General features: G+C 65.8%; 16 protein-coding genes, 3 tRNA genes and 1 pseudogene. 5 read left to right on the top strand and 15 right to left on the bottom strand.

What is annotated here, in order from left to right; translation table 11 throughout:
• Positions 1-215: 215 nt before the first annotated feature.
• The 9 genes and pseudogenes from OD750_RS05515 to thrS all read right to left on the bottom strand — a co-directional run bounded on the left by OD750_RS05515 (position 216) and on the right by thrS (position 7,942).
• A tRNA-Pro gene (locus OD750_RS05515) sits at positions 216-292 on the bottom strand.
• A 63-nt stretch (positions 293-355) separates the two neighbouring features.
• Positions 356-712: a MerR family transcriptional regulator gene (locus OD750_RS05510; RefSeq protein WP_263543262.1), complete on the bottom strand. Its 357-nt coding sequence runs from the start codon at positions 710-712 to the stop codon at positions 356-358.
• 67 nt (positions 713-779) lie between these two features.
• Positions 780-970: pseudogene (locus OD750_RS27475) on the bottom strand (HU family DNA-binding protein); the annotation flags it as partial.
• A gap of 22 nt (positions 971-992) precedes the next feature.
• Positions 993-3,386, bottom strand: a complete 2,394-nt coding sequence (pheT, locus tag OD750_RS05500; protein ID WP_263543261.1) for a phenylalanine--tRNA ligase subunit beta — start codon at positions 3,384-3,386, stop codon at positions 993-995.
• Between the two features lie 74 nt (positions 3,387-3,460).
• Positions 3,461-4,456, bottom strand: coding sequence for a phenylalanine--tRNA ligase subunit alpha (gene pheS / locus OD750_RS05495; RefSeq protein ID WP_263543260.1), 996 nt, complete (start codon positions 4,454-4,456; stop codon positions 3,461-3,463).
• Positions 4,457-4,573: 117 nt separating this feature from the next.
• Positions 4,574-4,933 (bottom strand): 50S ribosomal protein L20, encoded by a 360-nt coding sequence (gene rplT / locus OD750_RS05490; RefSeq protein WP_255914146.1) that lies wholly within the window; start codon positions 4,931-4,933, stop codon positions 4,574-4,576.
• Between the two features lie 14 nt (positions 4,934-4,947).
• A complete protein-coding gene (rpmI, locus tag OD750_RS05485) occupies positions 4,948-5,145 on the bottom strand; it encodes a 50S ribosomal protein L35 (protein WP_263543259.1) in 198 nt (65 codons plus the stop codon).
• A 311-nt stretch (positions 5,146-5,456) separates the two neighbouring features.
• On the bottom strand, positions 5,457-5,993 hold the full coding sequence (infC, locus tag OD750_RS05480; protein ID WP_263543520.1) for a translation initiation factor IF-3: 537 nt from the start codon (positions 5,991-5,993) through the stop codon (positions 5,457-5,459).
• Positions 5,994-6,037: 44 nt separating this feature from the next.
• The gene (gene thrS, locus OD750_RS05475) at positions 6,038-7,942 is read right to left on the bottom strand and encodes a threonine--tRNA ligase (RefSeq protein ID WP_263543258.1); all 1,905 of its coding nucleotides are present in this window, start codon (positions 7,940-7,942) and stop codon (positions 6,038-6,040) included.
• Between the two features lie 316 nt (positions 7,943-8,258).
• Here thrS and OD750_RS05470 point away from each other — a divergent pair, with 316 nt between their 5' ends.
• Positions 8,259-9,407 carry an alpha/beta hydrolase-fold protein gene (locus tag OD750_RS05470; protein ID WP_263543257.1) on the top strand — a complete coding sequence of 383 codons (1,149 nt, stop codon included), beginning with the start codon at positions 8,259-8,261 and terminating at the stop codon, positions 9,405-9,407.
• A 37-nt stretch (positions 9,408-9,444) separates the two neighbouring features.
• Here OD750_RS05470 and OD750_RS05465 read toward each other — a convergent pair whose 3' ends face one another.
• Entirely contained in the window at positions 9,445-11,574 is a 2,130-nt protein-coding gene (locus tag OD750_RS05465; RefSeq protein WP_263543256.1) for a TonB-dependent receptor plug domain-containing protein, read from the bottom strand.
• A 231-nt stretch (positions 11,575-11,805) separates the two neighbouring features.
• On the opposite strand from OD750_RS05465, the gene OD750_RS05460 reads away from it, so the two are divergent.
• The 3 genes from OD750_RS05460 to OD750_RS05450 all read left to right on the top strand — a co-directional run bounded on the left by OD750_RS05460 (position 11,806) and on the right by OD750_RS05450 (position 14,396).
• Positions 11,806-11,880: transfer RNA gene (locus OD750_RS05460), tRNA-Val, on the top strand.
• Between the two features lie 73 nt (positions 11,881-11,953).
• The gene (locus OD750_RS05455; RefSeq protein WP_263543255.1) at positions 11,954-13,378 is read left to right on the top strand and encodes an MBOAT family O-acyltransferase; all 1,425 of its coding nucleotides are present in this window, start codon (positions 11,954-11,956) and stop codon (positions 13,376-13,378) included.
• A gap of 1 nt (position 13,379) precedes the next feature.
• Positions 13,380-14,396, top strand: coding sequence for a hypothetical protein (locus tag OD750_RS05450; protein WP_263543254.1), 1,017 nt, complete (start codon positions 13,380-13,382; stop codon positions 14,394-14,396).
• Positions 14,397-14,546: 150 nt separating this feature from the next.
• On the opposite strand, the gene uvrB is transcribed toward OD750_RS05450, so the two are convergent.
• Positions 14,547-16,577: an excinuclease ABC subunit UvrB gene (uvrB, locus tag OD750_RS05445; RefSeq protein ID WP_263543253.1), complete on the bottom strand. Its 2,031-nt coding sequence runs from the start codon at positions 16,575-16,577 to the stop codon at positions 14,547-14,549.
• A 196-nt stretch (positions 16,578-16,773) separates the two neighbouring features.
• Here uvrB and OD750_RS05440 point away from each other — a divergent pair, with 196 nt between their 5' ends.
• Complete coding sequence (locus OD750_RS05440; RefSeq protein ID WP_263543252.1) at positions 16,774-17,328, top strand: GspH/FimT family pseudopilin; 555 nt, start codon at positions 16,774-16,776, stop codon at positions 17,326-17,328.
• A gap of 131 nt (positions 17,329-17,459) precedes the next feature.
• Here OD750_RS05440 and OD750_RS05435 read toward each other — a convergent pair.
• The 4 genes from OD750_RS05435 to olsF form a co-directional block, all read right to left on the bottom strand.
• Positions 17,460-17,535, bottom strand: a tRNA-Asn gene (locus tag OD750_RS05435).
• A gap of 91 nt (positions 17,536-17,626) precedes the next feature.
• A complete protein-coding gene (gene ppnN / locus OD750_RS05430) occupies positions 17,627-19,024 on the bottom strand; it encodes a nucleotide 5'-monophosphate nucleosidase PpnN (RefSeq protein ID WP_263543251.1) in 1,398 nt (465 codons plus the stop codon).
• Between the two features lie 262 nt (positions 19,025-19,286).
• Positions 19,287-22,454, bottom strand: a complete 3,168-nt coding sequence (locus OD750_RS05425) for a TonB-dependent receptor (RefSeq protein WP_263543250.1) — start codon at positions 22,452-22,454, stop codon at positions 19,287-19,289.
• Between the two features lie 281 nt (positions 22,455-22,735).
• A complete protein-coding gene (gene olsF, locus OD750_RS05420; RefSeq protein ID WP_263543249.1) occupies positions 22,736-24,460 on the bottom strand; it encodes a bifunctional ornithine lipid synthase OlsF in 1,725 nt (574 codons plus the stop codon).
• Positions 24,461-24,506 lie beyond the last annotated feature (46 nt).

The raw sequence follows: 24,506 nt of genomic DNA, 5'->3' as shown, positions 1-24,506 counted from the left end.
GGCCGCGCATTTCGGCAACATCGCAGGGCACGAAAACCGGTGGGATCGAGCCGGTCCGAGGTCCGGCTTCGGGACGCCTCGCCGCTCCGGAAGTCTCGCGGAGCCTTCGGAAAACCGGCGTACGCACGCGCGATCGCGACGAACGGTTCGCCGGAAGGGACTCACGACAGGAAAGCAGGCCCCGAACGGGGCCGCGGCGACGGTCGATGACGAATTGGTCGGGACGGCGAGATTTGAACTCGCGACCCCCACACCCCCAGTGTGGTGCGCTACCAGGCTGCGCTACGCCCCGACTATGGCATTCGACCGCCGGAAGGCGCGCGAGTGTAGCAGATCGCGGCCCCGCGGCGACGCTTCAGCGCCGCAGAATCTGCAGCACTTCCTCGAGCTCGATGCGCACCTGGCGCACGATCTGATTCGAGATATTGACCTCGGTGCGCTGTTGCTGGCCTTCCAGCCGCTGCCGCGCGCCCGTGATCGTGAAGCCCTGGTCGTACAGCAGCGAGCGGATCTGACGGATCATCAGCACGTCGTGGCGCTGGTAATACCGGCGATTGCCGCGTCGCTTGACCGGCTTCAAGTTCGAAAATTCCTGCTCCCAATAGCGCAAGACGTGCGGCTTGACGCCACACAGCTCGCTGACTTCACCGATCGTGAAGTAGCGCTTGGCCGGGATGACCGGAAGTTCGTTATTGCTGCCCTGATCCAGCATAGGCCTCGACTCTGACCTTCAGCTTCTGTCCGGGCCTGAACGTAACGACCCTGCGCGCGGAAATCGGAATTTCCTCGCCGGTCTTCGGATTACGTCCGGGACGCTGGTTTTTTTGCGCAGATCGAAATTGCCGAAACCCGACAACTTCACCTGCTCCCCTTTTTCGAGCGCTTCTCGCACTACATCGAAGAAGGCGTCCACGAATTCCTTGGCCTCGCGCTTGTTGAGGCCTACATCGAGGAACAGTCGCTCCGCCATTTCCGCCTTGGTCAGCGCCATGCTACCCCCGCAACTTACCGCCGCATTCGCGTTCCAGGGCAGCGACCGCCAAGCCTACGCAACGGTCTGCGTCCTGATCCGTAAGAGTGCGGTAACTGTCCTGCAAAATCAAGCCAATAGCGAGGCTCTTTAGTCCTGAACCTAAACCCGCACCCGCATATTGATCGAAGACTACCCGTTCGCTCAAGACCTCTCCGACGGACGCGCGCAATACGCTCTCGACCTGCCCCCAGGTGACCTCCTGCGGCAACACCATGGCGATGTCGCGCCGCACGGACGGGTACCGCGACAGCTCCGCCGCCGCCGGCAGGCGGCCGGCGAGCGCGCGGTCGAGATCGACTTCGAACGCGTACACGTCGACGTCGAGATCGAGCGCTTTGAGCAGGCGCGGATGCAGGCCGCCGACGACGCCGACCGGCTCGCCGTCGATCGCGATCCGCGCGCTGCGGCCCGGATGGAAGTCCGGGCGGTCGAGCGGCAGGAACTCGATCGAACGACCGGGGCCCGCCAGCGCCAGCAGCGTTTCGAGATCGGCCTTGATATCGTAGTAGTCGACCGTGCGCTTGTCGGCGCTCCAGTTCTCGGGTGCCGCGCGACCGCACGCGACCGCGGCGATGCGGCGCGTCTCGACCGGCCAGTCTTCGCGGCTCGCCGATGCCGGCTTGGCGAACACGCGCGCCGTCTCGAACAGGCGCACGCGATCCTGCTGGCGATTGAGATTGTGCTTGAGCGCCTCGACCAAGCCCGGCAGCAGCGACGTGCGCATGACCGCGAGGTCGGCGCTGAGCGGATTGGCCAGTGCGATCGCGCCGTCCGCACGCGACCAGCGGTCGAGACATTCGCGCGCCACGAAGCTGTAGCACACCGCCTCGTAGTAGCCGCGCGCGGCGAGCTGCGCGCGCGCGCGCGTCGCCGGCACGTTCGCCTCGGGCGGCAGGCCGAGCTTCAGCTCGCCGCTCGGCGCGCGCGTCGGCACGCGGTCGTAACCGTGCACGCGCACCACTTCTTCGATCAGGTCTTCCTCGATCTCGATGTCGAAGCGGCGCGACGGCGGCGTGGCCTGCCAGCCGTCGGCGGTCGTGGCGACGTGCATGCCGAGCGCGGCAAGGATGCGTGCGACCTCCGCGTCGGGCACGTGCATGCCGAGCACGCGCGCGAGGCGGTCGCGGCGCAGATTCACCGCGCGGCGCTGCGGCAGGTGTTCCGGCAGCACGGCTTCGACGATCGGACCGGCCTTGCCGCCGACGATCGCGAGCAGCAGCGCCGTCGCGCGCTCGACCGCGGCGCGCGGCAGTTCGGGATCGACGCCGCGCTCGTAGCGATGCGACGCGTCGGTATGCATGCCGAGCTTGCGCGCGCGGCCCATGATCGCCGGCGGCGAGAAGTGCGCGCATTCCAGGAAGATGTTCGTGCTCGCATCGGTGACGCGCGTTTCGTAACCGCCCATGACGCCGCCGAGCGCGACGGCCCTGGCGTCGTCGGCGATCACGAGGAAGCCGCCGTCGAGCGTGCGTTCGCTGTCGTCGAGCAGCTTGAGCGCCTCGCCGTCGCGCGCGCGGCGCACGACGATCGTGCCGTCGAGCGTGTCGTGGTCGAACGCGTGCATCGGCTGGCCGAGCTCGAGCATGACGTAGTTGGTCACGTCGACGACCGCGCTGATCGGTCGCAGGCCGGCGCGGCGCAGGCGTTCGGCGAGCCACAGCGGCGACGGCGCACCCGGATCGACGCCTTCGATCACGCGGCCGAGGTAGCGCGGACAGTCGGCGCCCGCTTCCAGCCGAATGTCGCGGCGCGTGTCGACGGTCGATGCGACCGGATCGTGCGGCGGTTCGGCGAGCGGCGCGCCGAACAGCGCGGCGACGTCGTACGCGAGGCCGACGAGGCCGAGGCAGTCGGGCCGGTTCGGCGTCATCTTGAGCTCGATGCTCGCGTCGGGCAGCGCGAGATAAGCCGCGAGCGGCGCGCCGGTCGGCGCGTCGGCGGGCAGTTCCATCAAACCCGACGCGTCGGCGTCGACGCCGATTTCCTTCGCCGAGCACAGCATGCCGAACGAGTCGACGCCGCGCAGTTGCGCCTGCTTGATGACGAGGCCGTTCGGCAGCGCCGCGCCGATCGTCGCGAGCGGCGCCTTGAGGCCCGCGCGCGCGTTCGGCGCGCCGCAGACGATCTGCACGAACTCGCCGGCGCCGGTCGATACCTTGCACACGCGCAGCTTGTCCGCGTTCGGATGCTTTTCGCATTCGACGATTTCGCCGACGACGATGCCGCCGAGCCCCGCGCCGAGCGGCTCGACGCCTTCGACTTCAAGACCCGCCATCGTCAGGCGATGACACAGTTCGGCGCGGTCGACGTTCGGATTGACGAGTTCGCGCAGCCAGTTTTCGCTGAATTTCATGGTTCACCGTTGGGCGCAAACGCGCGCGCCGCTGTCCTTGGGGTGCTTCGTACGGCGCGACGCGCGCCGGCGCGTCACGCAAACTGCTTGAGGAAGCGCAGGTCGTTCTCGAAGAACTGCCGCAGATCCTTGACGCCGTAGCGCAGCATCGCGAAGCGTTCGACGCCGAGGCCGAACGCGAAGCCGGTGTAGCGTTCCGGGTCGATGCCGCAGTTGCGCAGCACGTTCGGATGCACCATGCCGCAGCCGAGCACTTCGAGCCAGCGCTCGGAACCGTCGTCCTGGTCCCAGCGGATGTCGACCTCGGCCGACGGCTCGGTGAACGGGAAGTAGCTCGGGCGGAAGCGCATCTCGAAATCGCGCTCGAAGAACGCGCGCACGAATTCGGCCAGCGTGCCCTTGAGGTCGGCGAAGCTCGACGTTTCGTCGACCAGCAGCCCTTCGACCTGATGGAACATCGGCGTGTGCGTCTGATCGGAGTCGCTGCGATACACCTTGCCCGGCGCGATCACGCGGATCGGCGGCGCGTGGCCGACCATCGAACGGATCTGCACCGGCGAGGTATGCGTGCGCAGCAGGCGTCCGTCCGGGAAATAGAACGTGTCGTGCATCGCGCGCGCCGGATGGTGCGGCGGAAAGTTCAGCGCTTCGAAGTTGTGATGGTCGTCTTCGATCTCGGGGCCTTCGGCGACGCGATAGCCCAGGCGCTGGAAGATGTCGGTGATGCGCTCGAGCGCGCGCGTCACCGGATGCACGCCGCCGAGATCGGCGTCGCGGCCCGGCAGCGTCACGTCGATGCGCTCTTCGGCCAGACGCTTGGAAAATGCCGCTTCTTCCAGAATGCCGCGCCGCGCGGAGATCGCGTCCTGCAGCGATTCCTTGACGCGGTTGACGCGCTCGCCGGCGATCTTGCGCTCGTCCGGCGCGAGCTTGCCGAGTGCCTTCAACTGCTCGGTGACGAGGCCGCTCTTGCCGAGCAGGCCGACGCGAAGGTTTTCGAGTTCGGCGATCGACGGCGCCTGCGCGATGCTGTCGAGCGAATCCCTGACCTTCGATTCCAACACGTCCATGACAACCTCAACGGATTTCTTGGGTCCCAGAAAAAGCATGGGGAGCGAAGGCCTGAAGGCCCGCTCCCCACGCTGCAGCCGGCGGCGCCTCGCGGCGCCGTCCGTCGGTGTAGCTGCTTACGCGGCCAGTGCGGTCTTCGCCTTTTCGGCCAGCGCACCAAAAGCCGCGATGTCGTGCACCGCGATGTCGGCCAGCACCTTGCGGTCGACCGTGATGTTCGCCTTCTTCAGGCCGTTCATCAGGCGGCTGTACGACAGGCCGAACTGACGCGCACCGGCGTTGATGCGGACGATCCACAGCGCGCGGAACTGACGCTTGCGCTGCTTGCGGCCGATGTACGCGTACTGGTGGGCCTTGGTGACGGCCTGCTTGGCGACGCGGAATACTTTGCGGCGGGCGTTGTAGTAGCCCTTCGCCTTGGCGATGATCTTCTTGTGGCGGCGACGCGCGGTAACGCCTTTCTTAACTCGTGCCATTGTTCAATCCTCCCTCAGAGATACGGCAGCATGCGTGCGACACGGCCCGCGTCCTCGGCACGAACGAGGTTCGGGCCGCGCAGGTTGCGCTTACGCTTGGTCGACTTCTTGGTGAGGATGTGGCTCTTGAAGGCGTGGCCGCACTTGAATTTGCCGGACGCCGTCTTGCGGAACCGCTTGGCAGCGGCCCGATTGGTCTTGATCTTGGGCATGATCTGCTCCGTTGATGGTTTTCTAGACTGATCCGAGCGGCGGCTCTCACCGCGCTTTCCTTCCTGCTCGTATCGGCGAATAAGCCCACGCACGCGTAGGCGGGTTCCCGTTACACAAGGCGGGAAACAGACTCCTGCCTGTTTCTCGCTCGAACGACGCAAGCAAAGCTTGCGCGCGTCCTCGAAAGAGCCGATCGCTTGCGCGATCGACTCTCGATCGATGCGTTCCCCGGGGTCGCAACAGCAGGCTTGCTGTCCCGATCCGGGATTCGATCGTCCGCTTCCGTCTGCACGGAAGCGGGTTGCCATCGTTAAGGCTGCGGCTGCTTCTTTTTCGGGGCGACCATCATGACCATCAGACGCCCTTCCATGCGAGGCCACTGCTCGACCACCGCTTCTTCCGCTATTTCGGCTGCGATGCGCTTGACCATCGCGTCGCCGAGCTCGGTGTGCGCCATTTCGCGGCCCTTGAAGCGAATCACGACCTTGACCTTGTCGCCCTCGGCCAGGAAGCGCTTCATATTGCGCATCTTGACTTCGTAGTCGCCGTCGTCGGTCGTCGGCCGGAACTTCAGTTCCTTGATTTCGACCTGTTTCTGCTTCTTCTTGGCCGCGTGGGCCTTTTTCTGCATCTCGAACTTGAACTTGCCGAAGTCCATGATGCGGCACACCGGCGGATCGGCATTCGGCTGGATCTCGACCAGATCCAGCTCCAGATCCTGGGCCATGCGCAACGCATCGTCACGCGACAAGACCCCGACCTGCTCTCCGTCCGCGCCGATCACACGAACCCGCGGCACGCGGATTTCGTGATTGCGGCGGTTTGCTTTTTCAGCGGTAGCGGCGATACGCGCGCCCTCCCAATGGTTTAATGATTTGAGCGATCAAGCACTTAGGCACTGATCGACTCACCTTTTAAACGCTCGGCGAACTCATCGACGGTCATCGACCCGAGGTCTTCGCCGGAGCGTAGACGCACAGAAACGGCCCCGTTCTCCTTCTCGCGGTCACCGACGACGAGGAGATACGGGACCTTCTGCAACGTGTGCTCGCGGATTTTATAGCCGATCTTCTCGTTTCGCAAATCCGCCTCTACGCGGAAACCTTGCTTAACAAGGGCTTGCACGGCGCGCTCGACGTGGTCGGCCTGGGCGTCCGTGATGTTCATGACCACCGCCTGCACCGGCGCGAGCCACGACGGGAACAGCCCCGCGTGGTGTTCGATCAGCACGCCGATGAAGCGCTCGAGCGAGCCGACGATCGCACGATGCAGCATCACCGGCACGTGGCGTGCAGAGTCCTCGCCGACGTATTCGGCGCCGAGGCGGCCCGGCATCGAGAAGTCGACCTGCATCGTACCGACCTGCCACGCGCGCCCGATCGAGTCCTTCATGTGGTACTCGATCTTCGGGCCGTAGAACGCGCCCTCGCCCGGCAGCTCCTGCCACTCGACGCCGCAGGCGCGCAGCGCCGAACGCAGCGCGTTTTCGGCCTTGTCCCAGGTTTCGTCCGAGCCGATGCGCTTGTCCGGCCGCAGCGCGATCTTCAGCGCGATGTCCGCGAAGCCGAAGTCGGCGTACACCTTCATCGCCTGTCGATGGAACGCGGTCACTTCCGACTCGATCTGCGATTCCATGCAGAAGATGTGGCCGTCGTCCTGCGTGAAGCCGCGCACGCGCATGATGCCGTGCAGCGCGCCCGACGGCTCGTTGCGATGGCACGCGCCGAACTCGCCGTAGCGGATCGGCAGTTCCTTGTAGCTGTGCAGGCCGTGGTTGAAGATCTGCACGTGGCCCGGACAGTTCATCGGCTTCAACGCGTAGTCGCGGTTCTCCGACGCCGTCGTGAACATGTTCTCGCGGTAGTTTTCCCAGTGGCCGGTCTTCTGCCACAGGGTCTGGTCGAGAATCTGCGGGCAGCGCACTTCCTGGTAGCCCGAGTCGCGGTACACCTTGCGGATGTACTGCTCGACCACCTGCCAGATCGACCAGCCCTTCGGATGCCAGAACACGAGGCCCGGCGCTTCTTCCTGCAGATGGAACAGGTCCATCGCCTTGCCGATCTTGCGGTGATCGCGCTTCTCGGCTTCCTCGAGCTGCGTCAAATACGCCTTGAGATCCTTGTCGTTGAGCCACGCGGTGCCGTAGACGCGCTGCAGCATCTCGTTCTTGGCGTCGCCGCGCCAATACGCGCCGGCGACCTTCATCAGCTTGAACGCCTTGAGCCTGCTCGTGTTCGGCACGTGCGGGCCGCGGCACAGATCGATGAACTCGCCCTGTGAATAAAGCGACAGATCTTCATTGGCCGGAATCGACTCGATGATTTCGGCTTTGTAGATCTCGCCTTTGTTCTTGAAGAAGTCGACCGCGGCGTCGCGCTGCATGACCGAGCGCTCGACCGCGAGCCCTTCGGCCGCAATCTTCTTCATTTCGGCTTCGATCTTGTCGAGATCGTCCGGCGTGAACGGCGTCTTGCGCGCGAAGTCGTAGTAGAAGCCGTTGTCGACGACCGGGCCGATCGTGACCTGCGTGTCGGGAAACAGGCGCTGCGTCGCCTGCGCGAGCAGATGCGCGGTCGAGTGGCGAATCACCTCGAGCGCGTCGGGGTGCTTTTCGGTGACGATTTCGAGCGCGGCGTCCGCGTCGATGCGATAGCTCGTGTCGACGAGCTTGCCGTCGACCTTGCCGGCGAGCGCCGACTTGGCGAGGCCCGGGCCGATCGACGCGGCGACGTCCTGCACCGATACCGGTTGATCGAACGCGCGCTGGCTGCCGTCGGGTAGCGTGATGTGAACCATGTTCCGTCTCTCGTTTCCGCGTCGCCTTATGGCGGCGGCGCGGACAATAAAAAGGGCGCCGCGCGCCCTTGCATCGAGGTGCGCCTGCGCGAAGTGTCAGCCGATAAAGAAAGTTCGCGTGCTCATGTCACACCCTAGACCGGCGCGTTGGCGCGGGCCACCCGTTCGTTGCGCGTCGCGGCTGCGACGCAGACGCGCACAAAACTAGTGCACGCGCCCCGCCCTGTCAACGCGGGCGGCGTCATTGAAACGCGGTTCCGGCGCACCATGTCGACGCGGTCGCCCGGCTCCGGGCGAACCCAGGGGAGGTCGTCGCATGATCGCTCGCATCGCCGCACTGCTGCTGTTCGTCTGCCTCGCGGGCCGCGCCGTCGCGGCCGATCCGGTCGTGATCGGGCAGACGCACCGGACCCATTCGACCGTGCTGTCGGAAGAACGCACGTACCGCGTGCATCTGCCGCCGAGCTATCGCTGGGCCGAAAACCGGCGCTATCCGGTGCTGTACCTGCTCGACGCCCCATCGCAGTTCGCGCCCGTCACGGCCACGGTCGACTATCTGTCCGACAGCGGCGAGATTCCGGAGCTGATCGTCGTCGGCATCGACAACACCTCGCGCATGCGCGACTTCACGCCGACCGACTGGGAAGCCTGGGTCGGCGGCGGCGGCGCGAGCCGGTTCAAGCAGTTTCTCGCCGCCGAGCTGATTCCGACGATCGAGGCCAACCTGCGCACGAACGACTTTCGCGTGCTGCACGGCCACTCGCTCGGCGGCCTGTTCGCGCTGTACTGCCTCGCCGGCGAACCGTCGCCGTTCCGCGCCTATCTCGCGCTCGCGCCGTCGCTCGACTGGGACGGCAACTGGCCGCAGCACGCGCTCGAAAAATCGCTCGCTGCGAACAAAGCCACGAATGCATTTCTGTACGTCGCGCGCGCCGACGACTCGGGCCGACCGCTCGCCGACTACGACGCGCTCGTCGGCGTGCTGAAGAAGGCGCCCAAGGGCCTGCGCTGGAACGAGCGCGCGTTCCCCGACGAGACGCATCGCGGCATGTCGCTGCTCGCGACGATCGACGGCCTGCGCCGGCTCTACGACGGCTATCGCTATCACCCGGACCTGATGCCGAAAGGTCTGGCCTACGCCGAGAAGCACTACGCCGACGTCTCGAAAACCGTCGGCACCGCTTTGCCGGTGCCGGGCGAGGTGTATGCCGACTTCGGCGAAGAAGCGATCGGGGCCGGCCGGAAAGAAGAAGGTCTCGCGCTGGTCCGGCGCGGCGTCGACATCGATCCGCAATCGCCGGGCGCGTGGGATCGCCTGGCCCGCGCATACGCGTCGCTCGATCGCCGCGACGATGCCGTTCGTGCGGCCGAACGCGCGCTCGAGCTTGCGAACCGCTACGAGGAAACGCCGTTGTCGTACTACGTCGATCGCCTCAAACGCGTGCAGGCGATGCCGTCGAATTGACGCGCGGTCGCCGTGACGGCGACCGCGCGCATCGGCGTCAGAACGCCCAGTCGAGAATCACGCTCGCGCTGCGTCCCATTTCGTCGGCACCCGAACCGTGTTCGCGATAGCGGCGGTCGCCGAGATTCTCCAGGCGCAGGCCGAGCGTCGCGGCCTGCGCGAATTCCCAGTCGAGACGCACGTTCGCGGTCGCCCAGCCGGCCGTGCCCTGCGGGTTCACGCGCGGGTCGGTCAGGTCGCGCGGACTCAGGCGATCCTGTCGCGTGGCGTACAGCGCCCACGCGTCGATGCTGACCGTTTCGTTGAGATAATGCAGAAAGCCGAGACGGCCGTTGATCGGCGGCACGCGGTCGGCGTCGTACGTGGCGCCGGCGTAGGTTTCCTCGCCGCGCGTGAAGTTGATCACGCCGTAGGCCTGGCTCTTCTCGTTGAAGTACCAGCGCGCGCCGGCTTCCAGGCCCCACAGGTCGAGATCGGTGACGTTGCGGTTCGTCACGACGATGCGTCCGCTCGGCGTGATCTCGCCGGTTTCGACCGACGTGATCTTGTCCTTGTAGTTCGACTTCCACAGGAACACTTCGGCCTGCACGCCCGGCTGGTCCCACTTGAGGCCGACGTCCCAGGTGACGACCGTTTCGGGCTTGAGGTCGATGTTCGGCACGGCGAAGCGGTTGCTCGGACGGTCGCCGAACACGCCGAGGTCGAAGATGTTCGGCGCGCGGAAGCCGCGGCCGACGTTGCTCACGACGTGCAGCGTATCGGTCGCGCGGAACGTGAGGCCTGCGTTGCCGGTGAGGTCGTCGGGGCTGAGCTTGACGCCCGGCCCTTGCGGCGTCGTCGGCATTTCGATGTCGAAGCTCGAATAGCGTCCGCCGACGTCGAGCTGCCAGTGCGGCGCGAGCGCGATGCTGTCGTTCGCGAACACGGCGAAGCTATCCATCGTCGAGCCGTCCGGGAAGCGCGACGGGCGCGCGCTGACGACGTTCGTATTGAGGTTCAGGCGCTCGCGGAAGCTGTCGATCGTGTCGTAATAGGCCTCGGCGCCGTAGACGAAGCTGTGATTGCCGACCGTCTTGTCGAACGTCGCGGTCGCGCCGCGCAGACGGCTCGAGTTCTCTTCGAGTTCGCGGTTCGCGGTGCCGAATTCGCGCGTGCGGCGGTCGTCGTTGATCTTCTGGTAGCCGACGTGGAATTCGGCGCGATCGAACCAGCTCGTCGCTTCGCTGATCGTGTAGCGCACCTGCGCGAACAGGCGGTCCTGCGGCTGGAAATAGAACTCGACCGAGTTCGGACGCGTCTGGCCGAAACCGGCGATCAGCTCGTCGACGCGCGCGGTCTTGGGCTGCTGCAGGTACTGCGCCGAGATCATGAGCTCGTGGCCTTCCGCCGGCGACCAGATCAGCTTCGCGTCGGCCGCGTGCGAACTGAAATCGCTGTTCGGCAGGCGGCCGCCGTCGCCGCCGAGTTCGCGCCGGCCGACGTCCTGCACCGTCACGCCGCCGGCGATCGAAATGCCGTCCTTGCCGGCCGCGCCCTGGATGCGGCCGACGCTGGAGAGATCTCCACTCGTATACTGTGCGCGGAAGCGGCCGCGGCCGCTCCAGCTGCCGCCGTCGAAACGTTCTTCCGGCGTCAGCACCTGGACGACGCCGCCCATCGCGTCCGAACCGTACAGGCTCGACGACGGTCCGCGCACGACTTCGAGGCGGTCGACGTTCTGCGCGTCGGCGAGCGCGAAATACTGGTTCGGCGAATTGCGGAAGAACGCCGTGTTCAGACGGAAGCCGTCGACGATGTGCAGCACTTCCGAGCCCTTGAGGCCGCGGATGATCGGAATCGCCTGGCCCGGCGTCGTCGCCTGCACGAATGCGCCCGGCTGCGCGCGCAGGTAGTCGGCGACGGTCAGCGGCGCGAGTTCGCGGATCTCGTCGCGGCCGACGACGCTGACGGCGGTCGCGACCTCGAAGTTCGACTTCGCGGTGCGCGTCGCCGTGACCTGAATCTGCTCGAGCGGCGCCTCGCCGCGCGGACCGGCGGAATCAGCCTCCGGACCGGATTCGCTCTCCGCCGTCGTGGCGACACCGGCGAGCTCCGCCTCGACCGACGTATCCGCCATTGCCGGCGTGGAAAGCGCAAAAAGAATGCTGGTAAACAAAGTCGAACGCATCGCTGGCCCCCGATCGTTAAAAAAGACTTAAACGCGCCGGGGGATTGTCCGCACTTGCGAGGATTTGACATCAGTCTGAACGTGTATTTGAAATCAGCCTCAAGACCTATTCGACGGCGCAGGGATCGGGACGCACCGTCGGCGTACGGCGAATTCGCCGACGTCGACGATTCGATGCACGACAGGCTTGTGCACCGCAGACGACTTCGCTATTCTTCGCGCCCCTTCACCGGGCGCGTAGCTCAGCGGTAGAGCACTACCTTGACATGGTAGGGGTCACAGGTTCGATCCCTGTCGCGCCCACCAGGATTGCAGATCCTCGAAAACGCCGGCTCAAGAGCCGGCGTTTTTCGTTGAGTCGCAATCGAGCATGTGATCGATGCAGTTCGACTCGTTCACGTTCCTGGTCTTCTTCGCGGCCGTCCTGGCCGGCTACAACGCGTTGCCCGGCTGGGGCGCGCGCAAGAATTTCCTGCTGGTCGCGAGCTACGCGTTCTACGCCGCGTGGAATCCGCCGTTCCTCTTGCTGCTGATCGCCTCGACCACGCTCGACTGGTGGATCGCACGGCGCATCGACGCGGCGCAGGCGCCCGCGGCGCGCAAACGCTGGGTCGTCGCGACGCTCGTCGTCAATCTCGTCGTGCTGGGCTATTTCAAGTACAGCGCGTTCGCGCTCGACAGCCTCGCGCAGGCGCTCGCGACGATCGGCGTCGTCTACGTGCCGCCCAGGCTCGACATCGTGCTGCCGATCGGCATCTCGTTCTATACGTTCCACTCGCTGTCGTACTGCTTCGACGTCTATCGCCGCAAATTCGCGCCGACGCCGGACTGGCGCGACTACGCGCTGTACGTCGGCTTCTTTCCGCAACTCGTCGCCGGCCCGATCGTGCGCTTCACGCAGATGCGCGAGCAGATCGAAACGCCGCGCCGCACGAGCGCCGACGGACTCGGCCTCGGCCTTGCGTTTCTGACGCTCGGCCTGTTCGAAAAAATCGTGCTCGCCGACACCGTGTTCGCGCCGGTCGCAGACGCCGTGTTCAACGACGCCGCACATGCGAACGCGAGCGGCGCATGGATCGGCATGATCGCGTTCAGCGGCCAGATCTTCTGCGACTTCGCCGGCTACTCGACCTGTGCGCTCGGCGCCGCGCTCGCGCTCGGTTTTCGGCTGCCGATCAACTTCCGCAACCCGTATGCGGCGATCGGCTTTTCGGACTTCTGGCGGCGCTGGCACATCTCGCTGTCGAGCTGGCTGCGCGACTATCTGTACGTCTCGCTCGGCGGTAATCGCGGCGGCGAATGGAAAACGTATCGCAACCTCATGCTGACGATGCTGATCGGCGGGCTGTGGCACGGCGCCGCGTGGACGTTCGTCGCCTGGGGCGCGCTGCACGGCGGCTATCTCGCGCTCGAGCGCTACGCGCGCGAGCACTGGTGGCCGGGCGGACGCCAAGCCGGACGCGCGCTCGCGTTCGCCTACGGCGCGATCACGCTCGTCGCGGTCATGTATGCGTGGGTGTGGTTCCGCGCGCGCGGCTTCGGCGACGGCTGGGCGATCAGCCGCGCACTCGTCGACGTCGGCGGCCTGTCGGCCGGCCTCGCGGCGACGACGTTCGAACAGCGCCTCGCGGTCGCGGTGTTCGGACTGCTCGTGCTCGTGCAGGCGCTCTTGCGCAACACCGATCCCGAGCGCGCGTTCCGCCGCCTGCCCGCCGTCGTCGTCGGCCTGTTGCTCGCGGCGATGCTATGCCTGATCGTGTTGTCGCCGGGCAACAACCATGCGTTCATCTACTTCCAGTTCTGACATGACGAACGACGCCGACATCGCGAATACGTCGCCGCGACGCTGGCTCGTCGCGTGGATCGTCGCGCTCGCCGTCGCGGCGCTCGCGCTCGCCGGCGTCGAGCGCGGGTGGCGCGCGCACGGCCAGGTGCCGAACGTCCTCGATTCGCCGCAGCTGTGGTCGACCGAGCGCGACAAGGTCTACGGCGACTCCCCGCGCCCGCTCGTGCTGCTCGGCGCGTCTCGCACCGAATACGGCTTCGACATGCCGACGCTGCGCGCGGAACTGCCGGGCTACCGGCCGGTGATGCTCGCGATCAACGGGCTCTACCCGCTCGCGGTGCTGCGCGACCTCGCCAACGACCCGGACTTTCGCGGCACCGTGATCTGCGACGTCGAGAGCAACGCGTTCCTGACCGAATACCGCGAGCTGCAGCAGCCATATGTCGACTACTACCATCGCCATTGGACGCCGAGCTGGCGCGCGCATCGCGCGCTGCTCGACGTCTGGCAGCAGGCGGCGGCGATTTCGAATCCGGATCTCGGTGCGATCGCGATGCTCAGGCGCGCGCTCGCCGGCGCGCCGCCGCCGCCGCGCAACTACGTCGCCTACCACACCGATCGCAGCGGCGACATCGACTACACGCTCACCGATCCGGAAGGCGCGAAACGCCATTTCGCCGCGGTCGCGGAAACGAACGTCGCGAACCTGCCCAAGCGCACGCCGGAATCGTGGTTCGCCGAAGTGCGGCCGGTGCTCGAGCAGGCGCGCGCGATCGAAGCGCGCGGCGGTCGCGTGATCTTCTACGAAAGCCCGATCAGCGGGTTCAACCGGCAGATCATGGACCGCGTCTATCCGCCCGAGCTGTATTGGAACCGCTTCGCCGCGGAAAGCCCGGTCGCGGTCGTATCGGCGCGCGACTACCCGGAACTCGTCGCGTTTCCGCTGCCGGACGATTCGCATATCGACTATCGCAACAAGGCGGCGTATACGCGAACGTTGATCGGCGTGTTGAAGGCGAAGGGACTGCTTCAATAGCCCCCCTCTCCTCCGCGCTTGCGCGGGGAGAGGGCTGGGGTGAGGGGGCGGCGCCGGAGTCTTCGTCGAGATCGAGAAAGTACGAAGCGTCGCCCCCTCACCCTGCCCTCTCCCCCAAGCAAGCTTGGGGGAGAGGGTTCTGTAACCCTGTCAGCTGATCAACCCGAACGTCCGCAGCTTGTGGATCTCGTCGCGCACGCGCGCGGCCTCTTCGAATTCCAGATCCTGCGCGTGCTTGTACATCTGCGCTTCGAGCTTCTTGATGCGCGATGCGATCTGATCCGGCGTCAGCGCGCTGTAGTCGGCCGCTTCCTCGGCCACCTTGCGGTTCGCGTCGCGGCGTGCGCCCGCGCGCGACTTCTCGCTCGCCGCTTCGCTGCGCGCGCCTTCCATGATGTCGGTGATGCGCCGCACGATCGAACGCGGCGTGATGCCGTGCGCCGTGTTGTACTCCACCTGCTTGTTGCGGCGCCGGTCGGTCTCGTCCATCGCCGCGCGCATCGAACGCGTGATCGAGTCGGCGTACAGGATCGCCTTGCCGCGCACGTTGCGCGCCGCGCGGCCGATCGTCTGCACGAGCGAGCCTTCCGAACGCAGAAAGCCTTCCTTGTCGGCGTCGAGGATCGCCACGAGCGACACCTCGGGCATGTCGAGACCTTCACGCAGCAGGTTGATGCCCACGAGCACGTCGAACTTGCCCAGGCGCAGGTCGCGGATGATCTCGACGCGCTCGACCGTTTCGATGTCCGAATGCAGATAGCGCACGCGAATGCCGTGGTCGCCGAGATACTCGGTGAGGTTTTCGGCCATGCGCTTGGTCAGCGTCGTGACCAGCACGCGATCGCCCATCGCGATGCGCAGGCGCGCCTCGCCGAGCAGATCGTCGACCTGCGTGCGCACCGGCCGCACTTCGACTTCCGGATCGATCAGGCCGGTCGGACGCACGACGAGTTCGACGATGTTGTCGACCGACTTGTTCAGTTCGTACTTTGCCGGCGTCGCCGACACGTAGATGGTGCGCGGCGCGCGTTCTTCCCACTCCTCGAACTTGAGCGGCCGGTTGTCGAGCGCCGACGGCAGGCGGAAGCCGAACTCGACGAGCGTTTCCTTGCGCGAGCGGTCGCCCTTGTACATCGCGCCGAGCTGCGGAATCGTCACGTGCGATTCGTCGACGACGAGCAGGCCGTCGGCCGGCAGATAGTCGAACAGCGTCGGCGGCGGCTCGCCCGGCGCGCGCCCCGTGAGATGCCGCGAATAGTTTTCGATGCCCTGGCAGTAGCCGATCTCGACCATCATTTCGAGATCGAACTGCGTGCGCTGCTGCAGGCGCTGGGCTTCGAGCAGCTTGTTGGACTTGTACAGAAGATCGAGCCGATCGCGCAGTTCGTCCTTGATCGTGTCGACCGCGCGCAGCGTCGCCTCGCGCGTCGTCGCGTAGTGCGTCTTCGGATACACGGTGAAGCGCGGCACCTTGCGCAGGATCGAACCCGTCAGCGGATCGAAGATCGACAGGTTTTCGATGTCGCCGTCGAACAGCTCCACGCGCAGCGCTTCGGTTTCGCTGTCGGCCGGAAACACGTCGATCACCTCGCCGCGCACGCGGTACGTGCCGCGGCGCAGTTCGTGGTCGTTGCGCGTGTACTGCAGCTCCGTCAGATGCCGGATCAGCTCGCGCTGGTCGGTGTGCTCGCCGCGCATCAGGTGCATGCGCATCTGCAGGTACTGCGTGGGATCGCCGAGGCCGTAGATCGCCGACACGGTCGCGACGATCAGCGCGTCGCTGCGCGACAGGAGCGCCTTCGTCGCCGACAGGCGCATCTGCTCGATGTGCTCGTTGATCGACGAATCCTTCTCGATGTACGTGTCGCTCGACGGCACGTAGGCCTCGGGCTGGTAGTAGTCGTAGTAGCTGACGAAGTACTCGACCGAGTTGTGCGGAAAGAACTCCTTGAACTCGCCGTACAACTGCGCGGCGAGCGTCTTGTTCGGCGCGAGTACGATCGTCGGCTTCTGGATCTGCTGTATCACGTTCGCGATCGTGTAGGTCTTGCCCGAGCCCGTCACGCCGAGCAGCGTCTGGCTCGCAAGACCGGCCTCGAAACCTTCCGTCAGGCGCGCGATCGCGTTCGGCTGGTCGCCGGCGGGGCTGTACGGCGCCACGAGTTGAAAGCGGTCGGTCATGCGGTTTCCTTCGTCATTCGATGGACGCGCCTACGTTAGCCGGCTCTGCGGACATATGGTGTCAGCGGCGTTTGAAATCCACTCGTCCTTCGCGCAGGCGAGAACCGGAATTCTCCCACGCGGCGGCGCGCCCGATAGCCCTGCCCCGGCGCGATACGGACGCCTACGCTGGCCTCCTTCATCGCAGGAGCTCGCCATGCATCGCGTTTTACCCCGCAATCAGGGCGGATTGAGCCTGATAGAACTCGTGATGGTTTTCGTCGTGCTGTCGGTCGCGCTCGGCGCCGGGCTGCCGTCGCTGCAGTCGCTCGTCGCCGGCAACCGCATGAGTACGGCGCGCAGCGGACTCACGCTCGCGTTCGCTCAGGCGCGTGCCGAGGCCGTCGTGCGCGCGAGCAACGTCGTCGTGTGTCCCGGCAACGGCGACGGCGGCTGCGCCGATACGATCCACTGGCAACGCGGCTGGATCAGTTTCGAGGACGGCAATCGCAACGGCCTGCGCGACGCCGGCGAACCGCAGCTCGGCGCCGGCGGCGTGCCGCCCGGCGTCGCCGTCGCGACGTCGAACGGCAGGCGCTCGGTGCGTTATCTCGCGGACGGCACCAGCGAGGGCAGCAACGTCACGCTGACGTTCTGCGATCGACGCGGCGCCAGTCGCGCCAGCGCCCTCGCGTTGAACAACGCGGGCCGCCTGCGCCGCGTGGCGGTCGACCCCGGCTATGCCGCGACGGCGTGCGGCGCCGTCGAATGACGCGATCGCGGCTCGCGCCACATCTGGCTATTGGGAATACTGGAAAAAGGAATTACACGAACCGGCTTCGACGCCGGATTGCGCGACGCGGTGACGAAAAAGGCCTGCATCGCTGCAGGCCTTGTCGTATCTGGCTCCCCGAGACGGACTCGAACCGCCGACCCAGTGATTAACAGTCACTTGCTCTACCGACTGAGCTATCGGGGAATGCGTGAGGCGCGGGATTTTGCAGATTCGGCCGGGTCTCGTCAAGCCTTTTTGCGGCATATCGCGAGCCCGGCCGCCTTCGTCGGCCCAATCAGTCGACGACGACGCGGTAGCACGGCTTGTACGCGCTGCCGCCGGGCAGCTTCATGCGGTGCTGGTCGACGAAACTGCGCAGCAGCGCGTCGAGCGCGCGCATGATTTCCGGCTCGCCGTGGATTTCGAACAGGCCGTGCTGCTCGATCGCGCGCAGCCCTTCCTCTTTGACGTTGCCGGCGACGATGCCCGAGAACGCGCGGCGCAGATCGGCCGCGAGCCGGTGCGACGGCTGGTTGCGGTGCAGGTTGAGGCTCGCCATGTTTTCGTGCGTCGGCCGGAACGGCACCTGGAACTCGTGCTGGATCTTGAGCGCCCAGTTGAAGAAGAACGCGTCTTTCGAGTCGAGGCGGTATTCGCGCACCTTGTCGATGCCCTTGAGCATCTGGCGCGCGACTTCCGGCGGATCGTCGATCACGATCGAATAGCGCTTCGCCGCCTCGTCGCCGAGCGCCAGACGCAGGAACTTGTCGATCTGCTGGAAATACGCGGCCGATTCGCTCGGGCCGGTGAAGATCAGCGGGAACGGAATGCCGGCGTTGTCCGGGTGCAGCAGGATGCCGAGCATGTAGAGGATTTCCTCGGCGGTGCCGACGCCGCCGGGAAAGACGATGATGCCGTGGCCCACGCGCACGAACGCTTCGAGGCGCTTTTCGATGTCCGGCATGATGATGAGGTGGTTCACGGCCGGGTTCGGCGACTCGGCCGCGATGATGCCGGGCTCGGTGATGCCGATGTAGCGGTTCGATTTGCGCCGCTGTTTCGTGTGGCCGATGATCGCGCCCTTCATCGGGCCCTTCATCGCGCCCGGGCCGCAGCCGGTGCAGATGTCGAGGCCGCGCAGGCCGAGGTGGTAGCCCACCTTCTTCGTGTAGTCGTACTCGTGGCGCGCGATCGAGTGGCCGCCCCAGCACACGACGAGGTTCGGGTCGAGATGCGGGCGCAGCACGCGCGCGTTGCGCAGGATTTCGAACACGGCGTGCGTGATGCCCGACGAATCGTCGAGATCGAAGCCGCCGGCTTCGATCTGCGTCGCGACGTAGACGATGTCGCGCAGCACGGCGAACAGCAGTTCGTTGACGCCGCGGATGATGCGGCCGTCGACGAACGCCTGCGCCGGCGCGTGCGTCAGTTCGAGCTTGATGCCGCGATCCTGCTGCAGCACCTGGATATCGAAATCGGGGTAGCGGTCGAGCAGCGCGCGCGCGTCGTCGGTTTCGACGCCTTGCGTCAGCACCGCGAGCGCGCAGCGGCGCAGGAGCGCGTGCAGGCCGCGCTGCGAGGCGTCGCGCAGGCGCGTGACTTCGTTGCGCGACAGCACGTCGAGGCCGTTGGCCGGAGAAATGCGCGCCGACGCGGTGGCGTGGCGGGGAAGGTCTTTGCCTGTTGATTTCATGGCGTTCCATCGAAGACGGCCGGCGGGCGCGCACGTGGCGCTGCGGGACGGCCTTGCACAATCGGCCGGTTCGGGGCATTCGCGCACCGCGCGACGCCGGAACCGGAGGTTGGATGCGGGGCGCCGTGCCCCGCGCGCCCGGGAGGGCGACGAATCAGCCGGTCAAGCATTCCGGAAGCGTCGGCGCAGGTCAAGTTCAGGTAACGCGCAAAAAAACGGCCGGTTCGCACCGGCCGTTTTTCGTAACGCGATCAAACGTCGATCAGAACGTGTAACGCACGCCCACCTGCACCGCCCAACGCGACTCGCCGATATTGTCCTTCGTGACGAACGACTGCGCGGCCTGCGGGTAGCGGTAGATGTACTTGCCCGTGGTCGGATCGACACCGGCGAACTGCGCGACGCCGAGGCGCTGGCCGCCGTTCGAATTGAACGGCGCTTCCTCGATGTGGCCCCACTTCTTGTTGAGCAGGTTGGTGAAGTTCAGGATGTCGACCCAGAGCTCACCCTTGTTGCCTTCGAAGAAGCCCGGCACTTCCTGCGAGAAGCGCAGGTCGACCTGGTTGACCCACTTGCTGCGCGCGCTGTTGCGGCTGATGACCTGGCCGCGGTGGCTGTTCAGGAACTCGTTGCTCTGGATGTAGTTCCAGAAGTTCGCCGCTTGCGTCGCATCCGTGAAGATCACGTCGTTCTGGTCGATCGGCACGTAGAACAGGTCGTTTCCGGCGTTGCCGTCGCCGTTCGCGTCGTTCGAGAACGTGTAGCTGAACGGACGGCCGGCGCGGCCTTCGTAGAACGCCGACACGGTCGTGTTGTAGTTGCTGAAGAACGCATGGCGCCAGCTCAGCGACGCGGTGAAGCGCTGCTGGATTTCAGCCGCCGACGTGCGCGCGATGTTTTCGTTCGCGTTGTACACGGCCAGCGAGTTCCAGTTCGACAGCGCGACCGACGACGAACCGACGTTCGCTTCGGTCGAGTTGCCGTACGACCAGCCCACGCGGCCGGTCCACGAATCGCTGAACGGCTTTTCCAACGACAGCGTCAGCGCGCTCGCCTTGCCTTCGTGCGTATTGCGCAGCAGCACGACATCGGCGAACTGGCCGTTCGCACCCGAGCGCGAACCCGTGGCCGTGGCGCCCAGCGTGCGCCAGTACGAATTGCGGCCGTCCGGCAGCGTGCCGGTCGGCGCGCCGAGGTTCAGGTGCTCGAACATCACGCCGTCGCGCGTGTCGAGATAGATGTACTCGGCCGACGCGATCAGGCCCCACCACGGCAGCTCGTGATCGAACGCGAGCGACGCCTTCCAGGCCGACGGCGCATGGAAGTTCGGCGACGTGATCGACACCGTCTGGCGCGGCACGGCCGAGCCGGTCGGCTGGTTGTTCGGATCCGGCGAGAAGTTCGTGCCACCGGCGTTGCCCACCTGGTACGTCGTGTAGAGCAGGCCGTTCGTGCTGTAGGCGTTGGACAGCCACACGCCCGGGTTCGAACCCTGGAACAGACCCAGGCCGCCGCGCAGCTGCGTCGGGCGCTCGGTGTCGAACGTGTAGTTGAAGCTGAAGCGCGGCTGGATCACGCGGCGACCGCTCGGCGTCGCGTTGTTCGGGTAGTTGAACGCCGGCAGGACGGCCGGGTTGTACAGCGGCACGTCGCCGGTGCCGAGCTGGTCGAGGCGCACGCCGTACTGGATCGACAGGTTCGGCGACATCTGCCACGTATCCTGCAGGAACAGTCCGTACTGCTTGAGCGACCAGTCGGCTGCGGCGTTGTTCGGATCGCCGCCGATCGGCACGTTGAGCTGGTACGAGTTGCCGCCGATCAGGCCGCCGGTGTAGCCGGACGGCAGCGGCGAGTAACGGCCCGCTTCGAAGTCGGCGATGCTGGCGAACGAGTAGTTGCCGTACAGATCCTGCAGGAACAGGTTGAACGTGTCCGACTTCTTGTAGTCGACGCCGAACTTGATCGTGTGGTCGCCGAGGAAGTAGTCGCCGGCCCAGTAGGCGTTCAGCGTTTTGACGTCGAGCGCGTTGGCCTGGCGCGAACGCTCGGTGCCGAGGAACACGCTGGTGTTCGGCGCGCCGTTGAGGCCGGCCACCGCGATCGCCATCGACGGCAGGCGCGAGTTGGTCGGCGATTCGTTCGAGTACTTGCTGTACGACACCGAGGTTTCGGTCGAGAAGTTTTCCGACCAGTCGTCGTACAGGTTGACGACGTAGTTTTCGAAGTCGTACTTCTTGTCGTACCACCACGACGACAGCGAGATCTGGCCGCCGGTCAGGCGCTCGAGCACCGGCACCGACGATTCGGTCTTGTTGTAGCGGAACGACGCGCGATGGTAGTCGTCGATGTTCCAGTCGAGCTTGGCGAGGTACTTCTTGTCGGTCAGGTCGCCGCTCGGGTTGAGCGAACCGGCGTCGAAGCCCCAGCGGTCGCGCGCGATGCGCACGATGTCGTCGAGCTGCGCCTGCGTGATGCCGGCTTCGTTCGTCGCGCCCGAGCCGCGCACGCCGACGTCCGGCGCCACGTTGGTGCGTTCGAATTCTTCATAGTTGATGAAGAAGAACAGCGTGTCCTTGATGATCGGACCGCCGAGCGTGAAGCCCTTGTTGGTCTGCTTGCCGAAGCCGGTGAAATCGGCGCCCTGCTCGTTCTCGCCGATCATGTCCGGGTCGCGGTACGTGAAGTACACCGAACCCTTGAACTCGTTCGTACCGCTCTTCGTCACGGCGTTGATCGACGCACCGACCGCGCGCGAATTCGTCACGTCGTAGTTGGCGGTGGAGATGTTGAATTCTTCAATCGTATCGATCGAGATCGGCTGCGTGCCCGACTGCGACGGCAGGCCGGTCGCTTCCAGGCCGTATTCGTCGTTGGTCGAGACGGCGTCGATCTTGATGTTGTTGTAGCGCGAGTTCTGGCCGACGGCCGAGATTTCGCCGCGCTCCTTGTCGGTCTGCACGATGCGCGAGTCGAGGCGGACGTAGTCCTGGATCGAGCGCGAGATCGACGGGAACGCCTGGATCTGTTCGTTCGTGACGTTGGTCGACAAGCCCTTGTTGTCGGCCAGGAACACCGACGACGCGGCGGTCGCGGTGACTTCGACCGCTTCCAGGGTCGCGGCGTCCGCGCCCATGGTCAGGTCGATCGTGGTGTCTTCGGCGAGCTTGAGGTAGACGTCCTTGCGCTCGGCCTTGGAAAGGCCGGACTTCTCGGCGTCGACGATGAACGGGCCGCCGACGCGCAGACCGCGCACGTTGAACCGGCCTTCCGCGTCCGTCGTCACCTGCTTGGTGGTGTTGGACGGCACGTGGATGATATCGACGGTCGCGCCCGCGACCGGCTTGCCACTCGCGTCGGTGACGCGGCCGCTCATCGCGGCGGAGGTGTTCTGCGCAAAGCTCGGCGAGGAAGCCAGGAGCGAGGCGAGCATCAGCGGTAGGACTCGGACACGGAGTCGCTTGTTCATCGTTTCACCCTTCGGTTTGCTTGCAATTGTTACAGCGTCGAGTCACGCCAAAAGCCGCGCCGATGGTCCCCATCAGGAGCGCGGCCAGGATGACTTTCGGTTTTTTCCCCGGACCCAGACCCTGCGCGTCCGTACGCAGGCGAAGCCATTAACGGCAGTTTAACAGCAACACATGACAGTTTTGTATAAGTCCCGCACACCCCGTACGGGACTTCGAAAGGCGGTGCCCGCCTGCTTCGCCCGACTTACTCGGTGTCGATGTAGCGCGCGCGCTTGGCGGGCTTGAGCCGGTGCAGGTCGAGACGGATCAGGCCGTCGACGCAGCCGCCGAACTGCGGATCGACGCCGAACGCGAGAAACCGCACGCCGTCCGGTTCGCACAGGTCGACGTATTGGCGGTAGAGCGTCGGAATCGCGCTGTCGGACACCGCAAGCTGCTGTTTCAGAAGGCTCAGCGCGGCTTTCGCATCCTTGCCGTCGAGCGCCGCGTCGGCTTCGCGCGCGATCGCCGGCGAGACGCGGAACGGATTGCGAGAGGTCGCGAGCCGGTCGGGATCGGCGAAGAAACGTCCGTGCGTGTGCACGATCAGTTCGCGCACGGTCTGCGGCAGCGTCGCCGACAGGCTGACCGGCCCGAACAGCCAGCGCACCTGCGGACGGGCGCGCAGGTACGCGCCGATGCCCTGCCACAGATAGTCGAGGCTGCGCGAGCCCCAGTACGCCGGCTGGATGAAGCTGCGGCCGAGCTCGACGGCGTCGACGAGAAACTCCTTCGCGGCCGGCGCGTAGTCGAACAGCGTCGCCGAATACAGGCCGTCCATGCCCCGCTGCTCGAGGATGCGGCCCGCTTCGCCGAGGCGGTAGGCGCCGACGACGGCGAGCTGTTCTTCGTCCCACAGCACGAGGTGGCGGTAGTGATCGTCGAAGCGGTCGAGGTCGCGGCGCATGCCGGTGCCCTCGCCGACCTTGCGGAACGCGACTTCGCGCAACCGGCCGATTTCGCGCATGACCGGGCAGTCGGGCTGCGAATCGATCAGCAGGATGCGCTTGCCGTCGGTCGTTTCGCCGAGTACTTCGGCGCGCTGCTTGAGCGCGCGCCGCACCGCGAGCGGCGATTCGGGATGGGCGATCGCGGTCGACGTCGTAAAGACCGTCGGGCGGCGCCTGGCGAGCTGGTAGACGTGCCGGCGCATCGCCTTGGCGACCTGCTCGGGCGTGCTGCCGTTGCGTTCGAGTTCGCTCGCGGCGACGGCCTGGCCGATGCTGATGCCGACGCGCGTGCGCGTGGCGCCGAAGATTTCGCGCGCGAGCAACAGCGTCGCGAGCGGCTTGGCCAGCATCGAGACGCCGTAGAACATCGGCGAATTGTGCGCGGCGACGTGCACCGGCAGCACCGGCACGCCGGTTTTCTTCGCCATGCGCACGAAACCGGACGACCAGCGGCCGTCGCGAACGCCGTTGGGGCGCATGCGCGACACTTCGCCGGCCGGGAAAACGATGATCGCCTGCCCTTCCTCGAGCGCGCGGTACGCCATGCGCATGCCGTTCTGCACGGGTCCGTCGCCGCCGAAGACGTTGATCGGCAGCAGCAGCGGCTTCATCGGATCGAGGTGCATCAGCACGTCGTTGGCGAGGATGCGCACGTCGCGGCGCACGCTGCCGACCATCTGCAGGAGGGTCATCGCGTCGAGCGCGCCGAGCGGATGGTTCGACACGATCAGCACGCCGCCGTCGACCGGGATGTTCTCGCGGTCGGTGTTGGCGACGCTGTAGCTCACTTCCAGATAGTTGAGCGCGTGCTCGATGAACTCGAAGCCCGGGTATTTGCCGAACTCCGTGAGCATGAAATTGATGCGGTCTTCGCAAACGACCTTGCGCAGCAGGTCCACGACGGGCTGCGAGAAACTGCGCGCCACGCCTTCGGCCAGCCGCGGAAATTTCTCGTAGAGGCTGCGTTCGACGCTGATCACGGGATGCTCCCCATTCCGGTACTGCAATGCTCGGTTGCCGATGTTA

This window comes from Tahibacter soli, assembly GCF_025717065.2.
GTDB lineage: Bacteria > Pseudomonadota > Gammaproteobacteria > Xanthomonadales > Rhodanobacteraceae > Tahibacter > Tahibacter soli.
The sequence above is the reverse complement of the archived record's forward strand: the minus strand, read 5'-3'. Positions and strand labels throughout refer to the sequence as shown.

Coding starts and splice junctions, on each gene's coding strand:
- OD750_RS05425 (WP_263543250.1), bottom strand. CDS start 22,454: ATGCTCGCCTCGCTCCTGGCTTCCTCGCCGAGCTTTGCGCAGAACACC.
- OD750_RS05465 (WP_263543256.1), bottom strand. CDS start 11,574: ATGCGTTCGACTTTGTTTACCAGCATTCTTTTTGCGCTTTCCACGCCG.
- OD750_RS05440 (WP_263543252.1), top strand. CDS start 16,774: ATGCATCGCGTTTTACCCCGCAATCAGGGCGGATTGAGCCTGATAGAA.
- thrS (WP_263543258.1), bottom strand. CDS start 7,942: ATGGTTCACATCACGCTACCCGACGGCAGCCAGCGCGCGTTCGATCAA.
- rplT (WP_255914146.1), bottom strand. CDS start 4,933: ATGGCACGAGTTAAGAAAGGCGTTACCGCGCGTCGCCGCCACAAGAAG.
- OD750_RS05455 (WP_263543255.1), top strand. CDS start 11,954: ATGCAGTTCGACTCGTTCACGTTCCTGGTCTTCTTCGCGGCCGTCCTG.
- OD750_RS05510 (WP_263543262.1), bottom strand. CDS start 712: ATGCTGGATCAGGGCAGCAATAACGAACTTCCGGTCATCCCGGCCAAG.
- OD750_RS05450 (WP_263543254.1), top strand. CDS start 13,380: ATGACGAACGACGCCGACATCGCGAATACGTCGCCGCGACGCTGGCTC.
- ppnN (WP_263543251.1), bottom strand. CDS start 19,024: ATGAAATCAACAGGCAAAGACCTTCCCCGCCACGCCACCGCGTCGGCG.
- OD750_RS05470 (WP_263543257.1), top strand. CDS start 8,259: ATGATCGCTCGCATCGCCGCACTGCTGCTGTTCGTCTGCCTCGCGGGC.
- pheS (WP_263543260.1), bottom strand. CDS start 4,456: ATGGACGTGTTGGAATCGAAGGTCAGGGATTCGCTCGACAGCATCGCG.
- rpmI (WP_263543259.1), bottom strand. CDS start 5,145: ATGCCCAAGATCAAGACCAATCGGGCCGCTGCCAAGCGGTTCCGCAAG.
- pheT (WP_263543261.1), bottom strand. CDS start 3,386: ATGAAATTCAGCGAAAACTGGCTGCGCGAACTCGTCAATCCGAACGTC.
- uvrB (WP_263543253.1), bottom strand. CDS start 16,577: ATGACCGACCGCTTTCAACTCGTGGCGCCGTACAGCCCCGCCGGCGAC.